This is a genomic window from Allosphingosinicella deserti (genome assembly GCF_003012735.1).
Classification (GTDB): domain Bacteria; phylum Pseudomonadota; class Alphaproteobacteria; order Sphingomonadales; family Sphingomonadaceae; genus Allosphingosinicella; species Allosphingosinicella deserti.
On record NZ_PXYI01000004.1, the window covers coordinates 639009 to 656306 of the forward strand.

Here is a 17298-nt window from a genome sequence, read left to right on the forward strand (position 1 = left end):
CATCATGCGCCGCGCCTGTTCGCGGGCGACACGTCCGTCCGTCATGTGGGCGAGGGGCTGCTCGCCTGTGCGCTGGCTCGCGAAGAGTGGACGCACGAGGCTCATCTCGGATCCTGCGCCTGGCTGATCATCGAACGTCCCGATATTCTGCCGGAGCGGGATCTGCCGGCTATCATCCGGCGCTTCAACGAGAGCCTTGGGGGGATCAACGACGAGACCCAGGGCTATCATGAGACGATCACCCAGTGCTTCATTGTCGCTGCCCGTGCCGCGCTCGCGCGGAGCGATCCGGCGTCGCCGCTCCACGCCAGGGTGAACGCCTTGCTTCAGGCGCGGGAGGGCCGGCGCGACTGGCCGCTCCATTTCTACTCGAAGGCACGGCTCTTCTCGGTGCCGGCACGGCTCGGCTTCGTTGCGCCGGACCTTCGTCCGTTGCCTGCATCCATTACGGACCCGGAGCGTTATCGCGACTCAATTCCACCAGAGGGAGCAGAAGCAATGGCCGTTCTCAGCCAGGTTCGCGAGCATATGGAGATTATCGGCGCGGATGGTGTCCACGTCGGCACCGTCGACAAGGTCGAAGGCAACCGGATCAAGATGACCAAGCCGGACAGCGGCTCGCACGCCAGCCACCACCATTATCTCTCCGAGGGACTCGTCGCCGCTGTCGAGGACGGCAAGGTGCGGCTCTCGGCCAACGGCGCCAACGCGGCGTTCCTGGAAGAAGAGAAAGGCGGCGAGGCGCTCGGCGAGACCAGCCTCTTCAGCTGGCGCAATATCGGTCTCGGTGCCGCGGCCGCCGGCGTTGCCGCAGCGGCAGGTGCGCTGTTCTTCCAGAGGCGGAAGGGCGGGGAGTAAGAGACGGTCGCTATTCGCTAGCGATGATCATAGCGGCGTTGGGATTTGCGGCTAAATCCGCGACCCACCGGTAGCCCCTCCCCCGAAAGGGAGGGGCTGTCGCCAAGGTTGGGTTAGCGACCTGCAGATTCTCAGCGTGGCGCTTCCAATCGGTAAGCGTTGTGACAGGCGCCACATGCCTTGCCGGTCTCGGCATAAGCGATCTTGAACGCTGCGGCGTCACCCGCCTGCGCTGCGTTCAGAAGGGCCGAGGTCGCCGTCTGAAATGCTGTTGCCTTCGCATCGAAGTCGGCACGGTTCTGCCATAGGCCGGGTTTTGCCCGGCTGGTCGACAGCTGGGTCCCGTCCGGGAACATGCCCGGCAGCGCCTTCGCCCAGAGATCGAGCCCGTGGGCACCGAAGGCAAGCGATTTCACGTCGCCGCCGTTTTCGACGACCGATTTCATGCCGCCAAAGGTGGAGCCGGTGAGGGTGAAGGCTGCCCGCCGTGCCGCGACGATCTGGTCGGGCGTGGGAGCAGCGACCTTCTGCTGAGGGGCGGCGAGCGCGGTGCCGAACGCCGCCATCGGAACAAGCATCAGCAACGCAACAGATCTCACGAACCTTCTCCTTCTGCTGAGTCACCGGTCGTGCGATGGGGCGAACCCGGTGTCGGCGGCGTCAGCGCTGCAGGCTCCACAAGCGTGACCTTGAGGCACGATCCGTCGGCGCCGACGACGCGCACCCGGCTTCCGACGGGGCAATCCGGGCCGCGGCAGGCCCACACGCTGTCACCGACCTTCACCCGGCCGCGGCCATTCTCGATTTCTGCGACCACGACCAGTGTCTCTCCGTAAAGTCGGGCGGCGCGGTCGTTGAGCAGCGGATCGCTGCTTAGCGGAGTGTTGCTGACGTACCAGCGGCGTCCGGCGTACACGGAAGCGACCGAAAGCAAGGCGAAGAGCAGGAGCTGGGCGGCGACGGGTACTCCGAAAACCATGGTAGCGAGGCCGGTCAGCGCGGCTGCCGCGGCAAGCCAGATCAGGAAGACGCCTGGAACAAGCAATTCGGCGATACCGAGGACGGTTGCCGCCAGTAGCCAAAGCCACTGCGGCTCGAGTTCGTTCACTGGCCACTGCTCCCGCCGGAACCTTCGAACGGTCCTCGCCGGCGCACCGCCGGAGGCGTGGCACCGCCGGCCGGCGCCGGATCGCTGCCGCGCCCGAAGGCCTCCCGGGCGATTTCGCCGATGCCGCCGAGCGAGCCGATCAATTGCGTCGCCTCGACCGGGAAGAGGATGGTCTTGGCGTTGGGCGAGGTCGCGAACTGGCTGACCGCCTCAACATACTTCTGGGCAATGAAATAGTTGATCGCCTGGGTGTTGCCGTCGGCGATCGCGTCGGACACCATCTGGGTTGCCTTGGCTTCCGCCTCTGCAGCGCGCTCGCGCGCCTCGGCGTCACGGAACGCGGCTTCGCGACGACCCTCGGCTTCCAGGATCTGGCCCTGCTTCTCGCCCTCGGCACGGAGGATCGCGGAGGCGCGACTGCCCTCGGCCTCCAGGATGACGGCGCGCTTTTCACGCTCGGCCTTCATCTGTCGGCCCATCGCATTGACGATGTCGGCAGGCGGGCGGATGTCCTTGATCTCGACCCGGGTGATCTTGACGCCCCAGCTTTCGGTCGCCTGATCGACCACCGACAGCAAACGGGCATTGATCTCATCGCGCTTGGACAGGGTCTCGTCGAGGTCCATCGAGCCCATCACCGTTCGCAGGTTGGTGGTCGTCAGCTGCATGATCGCGACATAAAGGTCCGACACTTCATAGGCCGCCTTGGCCGCGTCCAGCACCTGAAAGAAGACGACGCCGTCGGTAGAAACCATGGCATTGTCCTTGGTGATGATCTCCTGACCCGGAATGTCGAGCACCTGCTCCATCATGTTCACCCGCCGGCCGACCCGGTAGAAGAACGGCATGAAGAAGTTGAAGCCGGGATGGGCGACCGTGGTGAACCGGCCAAAATGCTCGATAGTGTAATGATAGCCCTGTCGGACGATCTTGATGCCCGACATCAGGAACAGGACGACGAGTATCACCAGCAGAGCGATGATGAATGTGAGCATCGGACCGCACCTCCCCCCTTGCGAAGATCGGCATAATGTAGGCAAGCGGGCAGCCTTCCAAGCGAATTCGAGACACGATGACAATCGACCTCCGGCTCTGCCGCTCCCTGCTGTTTCTTCCCGCCTCCAATCCCCGGGCGATCGACAAGGCACGTGGTCTCGACGCGGACATGATCTTCCTCGATCTCGAAGATGCCGTAAAGGTCGAAGACAAGGCCTCTGCCCGGCGCGCCGCGGTCGCGGCGGCGGCAGAAGGCTTCGGAGGACGGCCGGTGGCGATCCGGGTCAACAAGCTCGGTGATCCCTGGCATCAGGAAGACGTGGCGGCGGTGGCCGAGAGCGCGGCCGACGTGATGATCGTGCCCAAGGTGGATTCGGCGGCCGAGGTGCGGGCGATCCGCGCAGTCGGCGGGAAGCCGATCCTCGCGATGATCGAAACCGCCGCAGGCGTGCTGGATGCGCAGAACATCGCGCCGCTGACCGCTGGCCTGATCGCCGGCACCAACGATCTTGGCGCCGATCTCGGCCTGCCGCCCGGCGCCGGGCGGAGCGGCCTGATCCTTTCGCTGCAGACGATCGTCCTCGCTGCGCGTGCCGCCGGAGTTGCCGCATTCGACGGCGTGTTCAACAGGCTGGAGGACGAGATCGGCCTCGCTGCCGAATGCGAGGAAGGGCGCGGCTTCGGCTTCGACGGCAAGACGCTGATCCATCCGAACCAGATCGAAGCGGCGAACCGGATCTTCGGCCCCGCCGCAGGGGAGATCGACGCGGCGCGACGGCTGGTCGCCGCCGCGACGGGGGGGGCGGAGCGATTCGAGGGCCGGATGATCGAGATCATGCACGTCGATCAGGCGCGTCGGCTGCTCGCCCGGGCGCGCCTCCCGGCCTGATCCCACCGCGCATCGACACCCGAAAGGCGGGGTTGAAGGCGCGGGGCGGCTGCTCTAAGCGGCGGGATGGCCCCCAGAGTCGTCACCTTTTCGCTGCTGCTTGCTCTTGCAGCGCCGCTTCCCGCCGCAATCTCCACTGGTGCGCTCGAGCGCCATATCGACGTGCTTGCCAGCGATGCCTTCGAAGGGCGTGCGCCCGGCACCGCGGGAGAGAAGAAGACCACCGACTATATCGTCTCTCAATGGAAGGCGATCGGACTGGAGCCCGCCGGCGACAATGGCGGCTGGCTTCAGCAAGTCACGCTGGTCAATCGAACGCCGCTCAACCAGACCGTTTCCTGGCGCCACAGGCTGCGTCACCTTGGCCAGGATCAGTCCGCGATCCTGCTGCTTGGCAACGGACTGCGCGAAACGATCTCGGGTGCTCCGGTCTGGTTCGCGGGACACGGCGCGAACATCGACGATGCAAAGCTGGACGGGGCAATCGTCCTGGTCCTGAGCGAGTCGCACGAAGGCGTCGCCGATCTCGACAGCCGCATCGCGGCGCTTGCGGCCAAGGGCGCGGCCGCAGTGATCAGCATTGCGCCGGCCGAAATCCCCTGGAGGCGGATCCAGCTATCCTACGAACGCGGCCGCGACGTGCTCGATTCGAAGCTGGTGCCGCCGGTGCGCGGAGTCATCTCCGCGGAAGGAGCAGCCGAGCTGATCCGCTTCGCCGGGGGCGATCCGGACATGCTGCGCAAAGCGACCAAGGATATCAGCTTCGCGCCGCGCCGGCTGAAGACATCCGGCACGATCGATGCGAACACCCAGGTGCGGCGAACGATCACCCACAATGTGGTGGGGCGGCTGCGCGGCTCCGGGACCACCGGCGAATCGCTCCTCTACCTCGGCCATTGGGATCACCTCGGCATCTGCCGGGCGGAAGGGGAGCCCGACAGGATCTGCAACGGCGCCGTCGACAATGCCAGCGGCATTGCGGCGCTGATCGAGATCGCCCGCGGGCTCGCCGCCGCGCCGCGCCGTCCCCGGGATACGCTGTTCCTCGCCACCACCGCCGAAGAGATCGGACTGCTCGGCGCCCGCGCCTTCGCCGCGCGGCCGCCAGTGCCGCTCGCCTCGATCGTTGCTGCCATCAACCTCGACACGGTGGCGATCGCGCCGAAGGGCGAAAAGGTGGCCGTGATGGGACGCGGGGTTCCGGCGCTCGACGCCCTGGTCGATGCAACGGTGAAGCAGGCTGGCCGTACGCTCGACACCGACGATGAGGCCGACGCGCTGGTGCAGCGCCAGGACGGCTGGGCGCTGGCACAATTCGGCGTGCCGACTCTCATGGTCGGGGGTTCCTTTTCCGACATGAAGCTGCTCGAGACGTTTCTCAACGGCGCTTACCATGAGGCCACCGACAATCCCGGCCCCGGCCTGCCGTTGGAGGGGGCGGCGGAGGATGCCGATCTCCTCGTCGCGCTGGGCCTCAAGCTCGCCGATCCCACACTCTACCGGCACGTGCCCGCTGCTGGCACCGCCGCTCGCTCGCCCCTATAGACCGCCACCCGAAGACGATGAGGATAGAATGAACATCAGCCTGGGACTGACCTTCGACGACGTGCTCCTGAAGCCGGCGGAATCGAGCGTGCTCCCGAGCCAGGCCGACACCCGTACGCGGGTGACCAAGGAGATCGGCCTCAACATTCCGATCCTTTCGGCAGCCATGGATACGGTCACTGAAGCCGACATGGCGATCGTCATGGCCCAGCTCGGCGGCATCGGGGTGCTCCACCGCAACATGACGGTCGAGGAGCAGGCAGCGGCGGTGCGGGCGGTGAAGCGCTACGAAAGCGGAATGGTGGTCAACCCGATCACCATGACGGCCGAGCAGACGCTTGCGGACGCGCTCGAGCTGATGAAGCGCCACCGCATCTCGGGCATTCCGGTCACCGATGCGCAGGGCCGGCTCGCCGGCATCCTGACCAACCGGGACGTACGCTTCGCCGAAAATCCGAAGCAGCCCGTCTCCGAGCTGATGACCAGGGACAATCTGATTACGGTCGCGCCGGGAGTCACCCAGGACGAGGCGAAGCGCCAGCTTCATCACAACCGCATCGAGAAGTTGCTCGTCGTCGACGAGAATCGCCGCTGCGTTGGCTTGATCACGGTCAAGGACATCGAGAAGGCGGTCACCTATCCGGAAGCGACCAAGGACATTTCGGGCCGGCTCCGTGTCGCTGCCGCGACAACCGTGGGCGAAAAGGGGTTCGCGCGTACCGAGGCGCTGGTCGACGCCGAATGCGATTTGATCGTCATCGACACCGCGCACGGCCATAACCGCGACGTCGCCGCCGCCGTCGAGCGGGTCAAGAAATTGTCCAACCATGTCCAGGTCGTCGCCGGCAACGTCGCCACCGGCGAAGCGACCAAGGCGCTGATCGGCGCGGGCGCCGACGCGGTCAAGGTCGGCATCGGGCCGGGATCGATCTGCACCACCCGGATCGTCGCCGGCGTAGGCGTGCCGCAGCTCACTGCGATCATGGATGCTGCGGAGGAGGCCGCCAAGTCCGAGACGCCGGTGATCGGCGACGGCGGTCTGCGCACAAGCGGCGACATCGCCAAGGCGCTCGCCGCCGGTGCCTCCTGCGTCATGGTCGGTTCGCTGCTTGCGGGGACCGAGGAAGCGCCGGGAGAGACCTTCCTGTATCAGGGGCGCTCGTTCAAATCCTATCGCGGCATGGGCTCGGTCGGCGCAATGGCGCGCGGCTCGGCCGACCGCTATTTCCAGCAGGACATCAAGGATCAGTTGAAGCTGGTGCCGGAAGGGATTGAGGGGCAGGTCGCCTACAAGGGGCCTGCGCGCGAGGTCATCCACCAGCTCGTCGGGGGCGTGAAGGCGGCGATGGGCTATACCGGCTCGGAAACCTTGCAGGATCTGCGCACCCGCGCCGAATTCATCCGCATCACCAATGCAGGCCTGCGCGAAAGCCATGTCCACGACGTCTCGATCACCCGTGAGGCCCCCAATTATCCGACCCGCTGATCCGAGCCCCGCTCTTGCGGGAGCGCTGCCGGCATGACACCGGCGGCCCGAGTGCAGGCGGCGATCGAGCTGCTCGACGAGATCCTCGCCGCGGCGCGGACCGCGGGTCCCGCCGCGGACACTGTGATCACGCGCTGGTTCAAGACCCGTCGCTATGCCGGATCGAAGGATCGGCGGGCGGTGCGCGAACTCGTCTATCGAGCGATCCGCCGATCGGGCGAGATACCGGCCAGCGGCCGCGCAGCCTTGCTCGGCGTCGCCGAGGAGGAGCCCGAGCTTCGCACCCTGTTCGACGGATCGCCTCATGCTCCCGCGCCGGTTGGGGAGGGTGAGGCGACTGCGCCGGCGGCCGTTGCGCCGCACTGGCTGAACGACCTGTTCGATCCGGTCGTCGAACCGGGCACGCGTGCCGCCTTGCTCGCCCGAGCACCGCTGGATCTTCGGGTCAATCGATTGAGGGGCAGTCGGGACGAAGCGCATGCGGCACTTCCCGAAGCGACGCCGTCGCCGCTGTCGCCGATCGGGCTGCGCATGCCCGAGGGGTTCCGGATCGAGGACAGCGAGGCCTGGCTGTCCGGGCTCGTCGAGGTCCAGGACGAGGGCAGCCAATTGCTTGCGCTCGCCTGCGAGGCGCGGCCGGGTCTGACGGTGGTAGACCTTTGCGCCGGGGCCGGCGGCAAGACGCTGGCCCTTGCCGCAGAGATGGCCAATCAGAGGCGGCTCGTCGCCTCCGATGCCGATCGCGGCCGCCTGTCGCGGATGGCGCCACGGCTGCAGCGTGCCGGCGTGACCAACGTCGAGACCCGGCTGCTCAACCCCGGGTGCGAGCGGGACGCGCTCGCCGATTTGCGAAGCGGCGCCGATATCGTGCTGGTCGACGCGCCCTGTTCCGGCACCGGTACCTGGCGCCGCAATCCCGAGACCCGTTGGCGGCTGACGCCGGATCGGCTCGCGCGACTCGTCACGCTTCAGGCGCATCTTCTTGATGTCGCGGCGGAACTCGTGCGTCCGGGAGGGTTTCTCGTCTACGCCGTCTGCTCGCTGCTGAGACAGGAGGGGCGAGATCAGGCCGAACGTTTTTCCGACCGTTCATCCCTGGTTCCGTCGCCTCTGGCCATGGCAGCGGGGATCGCCGCCGGAACGGGCCGGATTCTCTCGCCCGCGCAAGACGGTACGGACGGCTTTTTCGTCGCACGATGGCAGGCGCCATGCTAAACCTCGCTGCGGCCCGCTAATGGAGACTCTGATGCGCCTTACCCCCATCGCCCTCTCGGCCGCGATCGCCTTGGCGACGATGGCGAGCGCAGGCCACGGTCAAAAGCCGGACGATCAGATCGCGCCGCGATCCCTGGAACTCACCGAGCAGGCCCGGACGCTCCAAGCCGGCGCGCGTTATTCCGAAGCGATCGATCTTCTGGAAAGCGCGCTCGCCGTCGATCCGCGCAACCGCCAAGCCTATGTCGGGCTTGCGCGCGTCGCTCAGAGCCAGAAGCTCCCCGGCAAGGCGATCCGCTTCTACAGCGAGGCGCTGAAGCTGGAGCCGAACGACGTCAATGCGCTGACCGGCCAGGGGGAAGCCTATGTCCAGCGCGGCGCCGTGGAGCGGGCGAAGCAGAATCTGGAGCGGGTGAAGAGCCTCTGCGCCAATCCGTGCCCTCAGTCGACGACGCTGTCCGCAGTGATCGCAAAGGGGCCGCCGGCCGAAGTGATGACGGCGCAAGCCCCCGCACCGACAACGGCACCGAAGCCCTAAGCGGCCTCTGCGCGGCAGGCGCGCGTCGCGAACTGCCGCCGATCACAACAGGCGCTGCCGACGCTGCGCGCGCTCATGCGAGTGCACGCTGTCACCGTCGATCAGCCCTGCTTAAGCGCGTCTCGGAGCCGCCGCCGGCCAAGCGCAGGTTCCTGTTCGAGATCGCCATGCTCCATGATCTCCTTGCGGAGCTCTGCCCGCTTCTCGTGAATCGAGGCGATCACGGGCCCCATCGCGATGCCCAGCTCGACGAGCACCGCTTCCGATAGCTGCAGCGACGCTTCGAGCGTCTCGGGGACGGCGTCGGTTGCACCGGCGCGATAGAGTTCGGCGGCGTGGCCGGCGTCCCGGGCTCGGGCCACGATGGTGAGGCCCGGGCACCATGCACGGACCTTCTTGGTCAGGCGGACGGTGAGCACCGGATCGTCCATGGTGAGGACCAGCGCCGTCGCATGGCCGAGATGGAGGCGATCCATCATCTCGGGTCGGGAAACGTCCCCGAACAGGATGGGAAAGCCTGCACGCCGCGCAGCGGCGACATTGTCGATGTTGGAATCGACTGCGATGTAGGCGCGGCCGTGGTTGGTCAGCATGTCAGCCACAAGCCGTCCGACTCGTCCGAAGCCGATCACGACCACCCGCGGCGTAGCTTCGCCGAGGTCCTGCGGGGGCGCGTCGAGGTCAGCGCCGACGTCCACCCGCCGGGCTGCATCGCGGCCGATGCGGGCGAGCAACGGGGTAATCGTGAGGCCGAGCGCGGTCACCACCGTCCAGAAGCTCGCGGTCTCGGCGCTGATCAGCCCGGCGGCCATTGCTGTGGTCAGCACGATCAGCGTGGTCTCCGACGGCGAGGCCATCAGCAGGCCGGTCTCGGCCGCCACCGCCTTGCGTGCACCGGAGAGACGCAGCAGGCCGAACGTGACCGCCGCCTTGATCATCACGATTGCGACCAGGGCAAGGAGCAGGATCTCCCACTGCGCCGCGACCTGTCGGACGTCGAGGCCCATGCCGACGGTGATCAGGAACACGCCGAGTGCCAGACCGCGGAACGGAGCCGTGATCACTTCGACCTCGTTCGAATAATCGGTTTCGGCGATGAGGATCCCGGCGACGATCGCTCCAACGATGGCGGAGAGGCCGACCGCCGCGCTGGCGAGGCTCGCAACGATCACGACGAGCAGGCTGACCGAGAGGAACAGTTCCGGGCTTTTGGTCCGCGCGGCCTGGCCGAACAGGCGGGGCAGCAGGAGACGGCCGAGCACCAGCATCGCACCAATGACCGCCGCGCCGAGAACGATCGTGCGAGCAAGCGCCATCCAGCCCTCGCCGGACGCCTGCGGGGCGAGCGCGCCGAGGAAGAAGATGATCGGCACGATCGCCAGATCCTCGAACAGCAGCATCGCAAAGGCGGAGCGGCCGACGGGGCCGGTGGTGCCGACCATGGGCAGCACCAGAGCCGTCGAGGACAGTGCCAAAGCCAGGCCGAGGCCGGCGGCACCGCCCCAGGATTGGCCGAGCAGGAACAATGCGCCGCCGACGATCAAGGCCGACAGCAGCAATTCCGCCGCGCCGAGGCCGAAGACCAACCGGCGCATTCCCCACAGCCGCTTGAAACTGAGTTCGAGGCCGATCGAGAAGAGCAGCAGGATGATGCCGAATTCCGCGAAAGGTTCGATCGCGTGCGGATTTGTGATCGTGAGGTAGCCGAGCCACGGATGCTCCCCGACGAGAGACCCGAGGCCTTTCGGGCCGGCAAGGACGCCGACCAGGATAAAGCCGATAACGGGACTGACACGAAAGCGTGCGAAGGCCGGGATGACGATGCCGGCAGCACCGAGAATCACGAGGGCATCGCTGAGGGGGGTCGTCTGAAATTGGGCGGCCATCTTGCCTTTATGCACCGGAAAGGGCGATTGTCAGCCCATGGATGGTGATTGCGACGTCTTGATCGTCGGCGGCGGGCCCGCAGGGATGATGGCCGGTCTGCTGTTCGCGCGCGCCGGGCTTCGCACCGTCGTGATCGAGAAGCATGCGGATTTCCTCCGGGATTTTCGCGGCGACACCGTTCATCCCTCGACCCTCAGGATCATTGCCGACCTTGGCCTCACCGAGCGCTTCCTCGCGCGGCCGCACGACAAGGTGCGCAGTCTGGGCGCGCTGGTCGGCGGGCGCCATTTCGAGATCGGCGATTTTTCCCACTTCGATCCGCGCTGGAACTTCATTGCGATGATGCCGCAATGGCACTTCCTCGACTTTGTCGCCGACGAGGCGCGGGCCTATCCAGGCTTTCGGCTGCTCGTCGAGACGGAGGCGACGGGCCTCGTCTTTGACGGCGACCGCGTCAGCGGCGTGCGCTGCCGGGGCCGCGGCGGCGGCGAGACGATGATGACGGCACGGCTCGTGATCGCCTCCGACGGGCGCCGTTCGATCCTCCGCGACGCAGCCGAACTCACCGTGCGCGATGTCGGCGCCCCGATGGATGTCTTCTGGTTCCGTCTTCCTAAGGAAAGAACGCCGGGCAACGACACGACCGGCGTGTTCGCGCCTGGACGGATTATCGCGCTGATCGATCGCGGCGACTATTGGCAGTGCGCCTGGGTGTTTCCGAAAGGCGAGGCGGAGCAGGTGCGGGCCGGCGGCATCACCGCATTTCGTGCAGAGGTCGCGGACGTGGCACCGATGGTGGCGGGCAGAGTGGATTCGCTTGGGGGCTGGGACGAGGTCAAATTGTTGACCGTCACCCTCGATCGATTGGAGACGTGGCATCGTCCGGGTCTGCTGGTGATCGGCGATGCCGCGCATGCGATGTCGCCGATCGGCGGCGTCGGGATCAATGTCGCCATTCAAGACGCCGTCGCAGCCGCCAACATCCTTGCCGGTCCGATGGCGCGCGGCGGGGATCCCGACCCCCTGCTCGCGAGGGTGCAGGCGCGGCGGCTGCCCGCGGTGCGCCTGATCCAAGGCGCTCAGGCGGCGGCGCAACGCGCGATCATCGCACCCTTGCTTCAACGACGAACGGCAGCGGTGAAACCACCGCTGCCGCTTCGTCTTCTCGATCGCTTTCCGCTCCTGCGCCGGCTGCCGGCAGCCTTTATCGGCTTCGGCTACAAGGCGGAACGGGTGCGCTCTCCGACGGCAGGCTGAGCGCCGGGGGCTCCCCACTGGTCGGCGAAGCACCGCCACCGGGGCGCGCCCGGGCTCAGGCGGCGCTCATCTTCTTTTCAAGATTTGCCCGGATTGCCTCGAAGAACTGCTCGGTCGTCATCCAGCTCTGCTCGGGGCCGATCAGGATGGCGAGATCCTTGGTCATCTGGCCCTGCTCGACCGTTTCGATGCAGACCTGCTCCAGAGTTTCGGCGAACTTGGTGACCTCGGGCGTATCGTCGAACTTGCCGCGATATTTCAGGCCTCCGGTCCAAGCGAAGATCGACGCGATCGGGTTGGTCGAGGTCGCCTTGCCCTGCTGGTGCATGCGGTAATGGCGGGTCACGGTGCCGTGCGCCGCTTCTGCCTCCACCGTCTTGCCGTCGGGGGTCATCAGGATCGAGGTCATCAAACCGAGCGATCCGAAACCCTGAGCGACCTGATCCGACTGGACGTCACCGTCGTAATTCTTGCAGGCCCAGACGAACTTGCCGCTCCACTTCAACGCGGAGGCGACCATGTCGTCGATCAGGCGGTGCTGATATTCGATGCCGGCTTCCTTGAAGTCCGCGGCGAACTCGCTCTCGAAAACTTCCTCGAAGATGTCCTTGAACCGCCCGTCATAGGCCTTGAGGATGGTGTTCTTGGTGGACAGATAGACGGGCCAGCCGCGGCCGAGGCCGAAGTTCAGGCTGGCGCGGGCGAAATCGCGGATCGAATCGTCGAGATTGTACATGCCCATGGCGACGCCCGCGCTCGGGAAATCGAACACCTCCTCCTCGATCCGTTGGCCGTCTTCGCCTTCCCAGATCATCCGGAGCTTGCCCTTGCCGGGCACCTTGAAGTCGGTCGCCTTATACTGGTCGCCGAAAGCGTGGCGGCCGACGACGATCGGATCGGTCCAGCCCGGAATCAGCCGCGGTACGTTCTGGATGACGATCGGCTCGCGAAAGACGACGCCGCCGAGGATGTTGCGGATCGTGCCATTGGGCGACTTCCACATCTTCTTGAGCTTGAACTCCTCGACGCGCGCCTCGTCGGGCGTGATCGTGGCACATTTAACGCCGACGCCGTACTTCTTGATCGCGTTAGCGGATTCGACCGTGATCTTGTCGTCGGTCTCGTCACGCTTTTCGACACCGAGATCGAAATAAAGGAGTTCCACGTCGAGATACGGCAGGATCAGCCGCTCGCGTATCCACTGCCAGATGATCCGGGTCATCTCGTCGCCGTCGAGCTCGACGACCGGGTTCTTCACTTTGATCTTGGCCATGCGAAGTGCGCTTTCCTTGGCTCGTGCTGGGGTTGGAGCGCCGTGTAGGCCGTGGCGCGCGCCCGATCAACCGGGCCGCTCCACGACAGCCAGGCAAGCTTCGCGTCGCGGTTGTCACCCGCATCCGCCGACTGTAGAGGCGGGGGAATGACCTCGCTCGAAAAGCCGGACCTCGTCACCACGAACGTCCGCTACCGCATGCCGAACGTGCATCCCGAAGGGCGCAAGTTCGTCGTGATCGCCGCGGTGATCGCACTCGTCTTCTTCTGGCTGATCGATTGGGATTGGGTCGGCTGGGTCATGACCGGCATCACCTTGTGGGTGGCTGCGTTCTTTCGCGATCCGATCCGCACGACGCCGAAGGGCGAGGGGCTGGTGATCGCCCCGGCCGACGGCATGGTGACGATGATTGCTACCGTCGCGCCGCCGCCGGAGATGCGCGGGCCTGACATGCTCGGCGATGCGCCGGTCACCCGGATCTCGATCTTCATGAGCGTGTTCGATGTCCACATCAATCGTGCGCCGATCTCCGGCGAGATCAAGCGCGTGATCTACATTGCCGGCAAGTTCCTCAACGCCGATCTCGACAAGGCAAGCGAGGACAATGAGCGGAACCATTTCCTCGTCGAAGGCCACGACGGCACCCGGATCGGTTTCACGCAGATCGCCGGACTGGTGGCGCGACGTATCGTTCCCTGGTCCAAAGTCGGCGATCACGTCGTCGCCGGTCAGCGGGTCGGGTTGATCCGCTTCGGCAGCCGTGTCGACGTCTATCTGCCCGAGGGCACGTCGTCGCAGGTCCTGCTGGGCCAGCGCACGATCGCCGGCGAGACGGTGATCGCCAAAGTTGGAGTCGCCGAGGCTTTGGAAGGTGTGGCGCAATGATGGGGGAATGGCGTTGATCGGTCCGGTACGCGAACGGCGGGGCATCCCGCTGCGCGCCGTCGTCCCCAATGCCATCACCGCGCTGGCGCTCTGCTCGGGGCTCAGCGGCATCCGCTTTGCGATTGCCGAGGATTGGGACAAGGCGATCGCCGCGATCATGATCGCGGCCGTGCTCGACGGTATGGACGGACGTATCGCTCGGATGCTCAAGGGCCAGAGCCGATTCGGCGCCGAGCTCGATTCGCTCTCCGACGTGATCGCATTCGGCGTGTCGCCGGCGATCATCATGCATTTATGGGCGCTGCAATATTGGCCGCGCTTCGGCTGGCTGTTCGCGCTTGCTTATGCCGTCTGCGCCGCACTGCGTCTTGCCCGATTCAACGCGAACATCGATGTCGAGGATCAGCCGCATAAATCAGCCGGCTTCCTGACCGGCGTCCCGGCACCGGCCGGGGCGGGGCTGATGCTGCTGCCCGTTTATGTATGGATCGCCACCAATCGCGAGCTGGACTGGCTTCACAACCACTATCTCGTCGCCGGGTGGGCGGCGATCTCCGCATTCCTGATGATCTCGAACCTGGCCACCTTTTCGTGGGGATCGATCCGTCTGCGTCGCAACGTCCGCTTCACCGCAATTGTGATCATTGCTCTGGTGGCCGGCGCGCTGGTGTCGGCGCCTTGGGAGACGCTCAGCGTCGCAGCCCTGCTTTATGCCGCCTCGATCCCGTTCAGCATCGCCAGTTACGGGCGGGTCAAGCGACAGCGCGCCGCCGGGCTGCAAAGGCCGGAGCCGGCGCCGTCCGTGCCTGCACCGACGGCCTGATCTCACGCCCGAGCTCGCCACGAAGCGCTGCCATGATCTCGTGCCAGGAACTGCGCACGGCCAAATGGCCGAGGACGCACGCCGCGAGCAGCGACAGGGTGAAGAAATTTGCAGCAGCGAGATAGATCACAGCGTTTCTCCTTGCATGCCCCGGCGAGAAGGAGCTCGCGTGGCGTTCCGATCCCGTGACGGGTCGCAGGGCAAAGATGTTCTCTCTCCGTTCCGCTGTCAATCACCCCGGAACGAAATGTGAAAATCAGGTAAAATGTGTGTCCGGTGGAACACATCGGGAACGGTGATCCGTTCTCGGCGGCGCTTGCGAACGGAGGCGTGTCTCGAGAAATCGCCGCACTTCTGCGTGGCAGGCGCTTGATCCCATACGGCAACCGACTTGCTTTTCCCGCCTCAAGCTCTTAAGTGCGCGCGCATTCCACATGCGGAGCCATCATACCGGTGGCTGGTGAGCGATAGCGCTTTCCGGTCTTCCGGCTTCGCAGAGGGTTAACCGGAAGGAGAAAGACTATGGCGTCCACCGACGTCACCATGCAGCAATTGCTCGAGGCCGGCGCACATTTCGGCCACCAGACTCACCGCTGGAATCCGAAGATGAAGCCGTACATCTTCGGCGAGCGCAACGGTGTTCATATCATCGATCTGTCGCAGACCGTGCCGCTGTTCGCGCGCGCGCTCGATTTCGTGCGTCAGAGCGTTGCCCATGGCGGCAAGGTTCTGTTCGTCGGCACCAAGCGCCAAGCGCAGGATCCGATTGCTGAGGCCGCGCGCCGTTCGGGCCAGCATTTCGTCAACCATCGCTGGCTGGGCGGCATGCTCACCAACTGGAAGACCATTTCGGGCTCGATCAAGCGCTTCAAGAGCCTCGAGGAGCAGCTTTCGGGTGACACCGCCGGTCTTACCAAGAAGGAAGTCCTCCAGCTCACCCGTGAACGCGACAAGTTCGAGCTTTCGCTCGGCGGTATCCGCGACATGGGCGGCCTTCCCGACGTGATCTTCGTGATCGACGCCAACAAGGAAGAGCTGGCGATCAAGGAAGCCAACGTGCTCGGCATCCCCGTCGTGGCGGTCCTCGACTCCAATGTCAGCCCCAAGGGCATCGCGTTCCCGGTTCCGGGCAATGACGATGCGAGCCGCGCGATCCGCCTCTATTGCGATGCGATTGCCGACGCGGTCCTCGCCGGCAAGTCGGGTGGCGCGTCGAATCGCGGTGTCGACATCGGTGCGATGTCCGAGCCGCCGGCCGAAGCTGCGCTCGCCGACGCGTAACCATTCTGGCGCGGGGGAGGGTGGCCTTCCCCGCGTCATCGAAGGCATGGGCTTCCCGTCCCGGCCTGTCACAGGCGGGACTTCAAGAAGCCCTAACGCACATTATCTCCCGGGACCCTGGTTCGACCGATCCGACAGGGTGGCTCGGGACGAACGCTTTTCATTTTGGCATCGCGCAGCGTTGCGCTGAGACAGAGGATAGAGACATGGCGGAAATCACTGCCGCATCCGTGAAGGAACTGCGCGAGCGCACCGGCGCCGGCATGATGGACTGCAAGAAGGCGCTGGGCGAGACTCAGGGCGAAATGGAAGCAGCCATCGACTGGCTGCGCACCAAAGGCCTCGCTGCGGCTGCCAAGAAGGCTGGACGTACCGCCGCCGAGGGTCTGGTCGGCGTGGCCGTCGCGGGCAATCGCGGTGCCGTGGTCGAGGTCAATTCGGAAACCGACTTCGTTGCCAAGAACGAGCAGTTCCAGGAATTCGTGCGCACCGTCGCCGAGCTGGCGCTGACCGGTTCGGGCAATGTCGAGGGTCTGCTGGCGTCGGCGTGGCCGGCGGGCGGCGGCACCGTGGAGGAGAAGCTGACCAGCAACATCGCCACCATCGGCGAGAATCAGTCGCTCCGCCGCTCGGCCGTGCTGCAGGTCAATGATGGCGTCGTCGTCTCCTACGTGCATAACGCCGCGGCCACTGGCCTCGGCAAGATCGGCGTTCTCGTCGCGCTGGAGAGCAACGGCGACAAGGCCGCGCTCGAGACGCTTGGCAAGCAGCTCGCAATGCACATCGCGGCGGCGAACCCGCAGGCGCTGCGCGGCGAGGATCTCGATCCCACGCTGATCGAGCGGGAGCGTTCGATCGCAACCGAGAAGGCGAACGAGAGCGGCAAGCCCGCCGACATCGTCTCCAAGATGGTCGACGGCGCGATGGCCAAGTTCCGCAAGGAAAATGCGCTTCTGTCGCAGCTCTTCGTGATGGACAACAAGACGAAGATCGAGGACGTGGTGAAGGCCGAGGCGAAGAACGCCGGCGCTCCGATCGAGCTGACCGCCTATGTCCGCTTTCAGCTCGGCGAAGGCATCGAGAAGCAGGAAACCGACTTCGCTGCCGAAGTTGCTGCCGCAGCCGGCAAGGCCGCGTAACACGAGGTGGGACTCCGCTCGGGCGCATCGCCGGGGCGGGGTCGTTCCAGGGGCGGGCCGGGTGCGGGAGCGGGAGCTCCGCATCCACCCGCCCTTTTTCCGGTTCCTGAGCTCGGCC

The 17298-nt window shown here is 65.7% G+C and carries 15 protein-coding genes and 1 pseudogene; 11 read left to right on the forward strand and 5 right to left on the reverse strand.

From position 1 onward, the window contains the following. Window positions 1-498 precede the first annotated feature (498 nt). Window positions 499-732: pseudogene (locus tag C7I55_RS28875) on the forward strand (DUF2171 domain-containing protein); the annotation flags it as partial. 257 nt (window positions 733-989) lie between these two features. Here C7I55_RS28875 and C7I55_RS15135 read toward each other — a convergent pair. From C7I55_RS15135 to C7I55_RS15145, 3 genes are read right to left on the reverse strand one after another with little or no spacing between them, the layout of a single operon-like run. After that, window positions 990-1457, reverse strand: a complete 468-nt coding sequence (locus tag C7I55_RS15135; RefSeq protein WP_146151033.1) for a c-type cytochrome — start codon at window positions 1455-1457, stop codon at window positions 990-992. Beyond that, on the reverse strand, window positions 1454-1966 hold the full coding sequence (locus C7I55_RS15140) for an NfeD family protein (RefSeq protein ID WP_106513780.1): 513 nt from the start codon (window positions 1964-1966) through the stop codon (window positions 1454-1456). The genes C7I55_RS15135 and C7I55_RS15140 overlap by 4 nt, the downstream gene beginning before the upstream one ends. Further along, complete coding sequence (locus tag C7I55_RS15145) at window positions 1963-2910, reverse strand: SPFH domain-containing protein (protein ID WP_408640612.1); 948 nt, start codon at window positions 2908-2910, stop codon at window positions 1963-1965. Before C7I55_RS15145 ends, C7I55_RS15140 begins: the two co-directional genes overlap by 4 nt. Window positions 2911-3044: 134 nt before the next feature. On the opposite strand from C7I55_RS15145, the gene C7I55_RS15150 reads away from it, so the two are divergent. From C7I55_RS15150 to C7I55_RS15170, 5 genes are all read left to right on the forward strand, one after another. Next, window positions 3045-3851 carry an HpcH/HpaI aldolase/citrate lyase family protein gene (locus C7I55_RS15150; RefSeq protein WP_106513922.1) on the forward strand — a complete coding sequence of 269 codons (807 nt, stop codon included), beginning with the start codon at window positions 3045-3047 and terminating at the stop codon, window positions 3849-3851. Window positions 3852-3917: 66 nt separating this feature from the next. After that, on the forward strand, window positions 3918-5396 hold the full coding sequence (locus tag C7I55_RS15155; RefSeq protein WP_106513782.1) for a M28 family peptidase: 1479 nt from the start codon (window positions 3918-3920) through the stop codon (window positions 5394-5396). 28 nt (window positions 5397-5424) lie between these two features. Then, complete coding sequence (gene guaB / locus C7I55_RS15160; protein ID WP_106513783.1) at window positions 5425-6882, forward strand: IMP dehydrogenase; 1458 nt, start codon at window positions 5425-5427, stop codon at window positions 6880-6882. A gap of 33 nt (window positions 6883-6915) precedes the next feature. Next, window positions 6916-8097, forward strand: a complete 1182-nt coding sequence (locus C7I55_RS15165) for an RsmB/NOP family class I SAM-dependent RNA methyltransferase (RefSeq protein ID WP_106513784.1) — start codon at window positions 6916-6918, stop codon at window positions 8095-8097. Between the two features lie 31 nt (window positions 8098-8128). Then, window positions 8129-8635: a tetratricopeptide repeat protein gene (locus C7I55_RS15170; protein ID WP_106513785.1), complete on the forward strand. Its 507-nt coding sequence runs from the start codon at window positions 8129-8131 to the stop codon at window positions 8633-8635. Between the two features lie 101 nt (window positions 8636-8736). On the opposite strand, the gene C7I55_RS15175 is transcribed toward C7I55_RS15170, so the two are convergent. Continuing rightward, on the reverse strand, window positions 8737-10521 hold the full coding sequence (locus C7I55_RS15175; protein ID WP_106513786.1) for a cation:proton antiporter domain-containing protein: 1785 nt from the start codon (window positions 10519-10521) through the stop codon (window positions 8737-8739). Between the two features lie 37 nt (window positions 10522-10558). On the opposite strand from C7I55_RS15175, the gene C7I55_RS15180 reads away from it, so the two are divergent. Further along, window positions 10559-11779 carry an FAD-dependent oxidoreductase gene (locus C7I55_RS15180; RefSeq protein ID WP_106513787.1) on the forward strand — a complete coding sequence of 407 codons (1221 nt, stop codon included), beginning with the start codon at window positions 10559-10561 and terminating at the stop codon, window positions 11777-11779. A 55-nt stretch (window positions 11780-11834) separates the two neighbouring features. Here the strand turns inward: C7I55_RS15180 and C7I55_RS15185 are convergent, their stop codons facing one another. Then, entirely contained in the window at window positions 11835-13052 is a 1218-nt protein-coding gene (locus C7I55_RS15185) for an NADP-dependent isocitrate dehydrogenase (RefSeq protein ID WP_106513788.1), read from the reverse strand. A 147-nt stretch (window positions 13053-13199) separates the two neighbouring features. On the opposite strand from C7I55_RS15185, the gene C7I55_RS15190 reads away from it, so the two are divergent. The 4 genes from C7I55_RS15190 (at window position 13200) to tsf (ending at window position 17180) form a co-directional block, all read left to right on the forward strand. Next, window positions 13200-13937 carry a phosphatidylserine decarboxylase gene (locus C7I55_RS15190; protein ID WP_106513789.1) on the forward strand — a complete coding sequence of 246 codons (738 nt, stop codon included), beginning with the start codon at window positions 13200-13202 and terminating at the stop codon, window positions 13935-13937. Window positions 13938-13944: 7 nt separating this feature from the next. After that, window positions 13945-14760, forward strand: a complete 816-nt coding sequence (locus tag C7I55_RS15195; RefSeq protein WP_106513790.1) for a CDP-alcohol phosphatidyltransferase family protein — start codon at window positions 13945-13947, stop codon at window positions 14758-14760. 522 nt (window positions 14761-15282) lie between these two features. Beyond that, window positions 15283-16041 carry a 30S ribosomal protein S2 gene (gene rpsB / locus C7I55_RS15200; protein WP_106513791.1) on the forward strand — a complete coding sequence of 253 codons (759 nt, stop codon included), beginning with the start codon at window positions 15283-15285 and terminating at the stop codon, window positions 16039-16041. 206 nt (window positions 16042-16247) lie between these two features. Continuing rightward, window positions 16248-17180: a translation elongation factor Ts gene (tsf, locus tag C7I55_RS15205; RefSeq protein WP_106513792.1), complete on the forward strand. Its 933-nt coding sequence runs from the start codon at window positions 16248-16250 to the stop codon at window positions 17178-17180. The last annotated feature ends 118 nt before the right edge of the window (window positions 17181-17298 follow it).

Coding starts and splice junctions, on each gene's coding strand:
- C7I55_RS15170 (WP_106513785.1), top strand. CDS start 8,129: ATGCGCCTTACCCCCATCGCCCTCTCGGCCGCGATCGCCTTGGCGACG.
- rpsB (WP_106513791.1), top strand. CDS start 15,283: ATGGCGTCCACCGACGTCACCATGCAGCAATTGCTCGAGGCCGGCGCA.
- C7I55_RS15195 (WP_106513790.1), top strand. CDS start 13,945: ATGGCGTTGATCGGTCCGGTACGCGAACGGCGGGGCATCCCGCTGCGC.
- C7I55_RS15190 (WP_106513789.1), top strand. CDS start 13,200: ATGACCTCGCTCGAAAAGCCGGACCTCGTCACCACGAACGTCCGCTAC.
- C7I55_RS15175 (WP_106513786.1), bottom strand. CDS start 10,521: ATGGCCGCCCAATTTCAGACGACCCCCCTCAGCGATGCCCTCGTGATT.
- guaB (WP_106513783.1), top strand. CDS start 5,425: ATGAACATCAGCCTGGGACTGACCTTCGACGACGTGCTCCTGAAGCCG.
- C7I55_RS15155 (WP_106513782.1), top strand. CDS start 3,918: ATGGCCCCCAGAGTCGTCACCTTTTCGCTGCTGCTTGCTCTTGCAGCG.
- C7I55_RS15185 (WP_106513788.1), bottom strand. CDS start 13,052: ATGGCCAAGATCAAAGTGAAGAACCCGGTCGTCGAGCTCGACGGCGAC.
- tsf (WP_106513792.1), top strand. CDS start 16,248: ATGGCGGAAATCACTGCCGCATCCGTGAAGGAACTGCGCGAGCGCACC.
- C7I55_RS15165 (WP_106513784.1), top strand. CDS start 6,916: ATGACACCGGCGGCCCGAGTGCAGGCGGCGATCGAGCTGCTCGACGAG.
- C7I55_RS15180 (WP_106513787.1), top strand. CDS start 10,559: ATGGATGGTGATTGCGACGTCTTGATCGTCGGCGGCGGGCCCGCAGGG.
- C7I55_RS15145 (WP_408640612.1), bottom strand. CDS start 2,910: ATGTCGGGCATCAAGATCGTCCGACAGGGCTATCATTACACTATCGAG.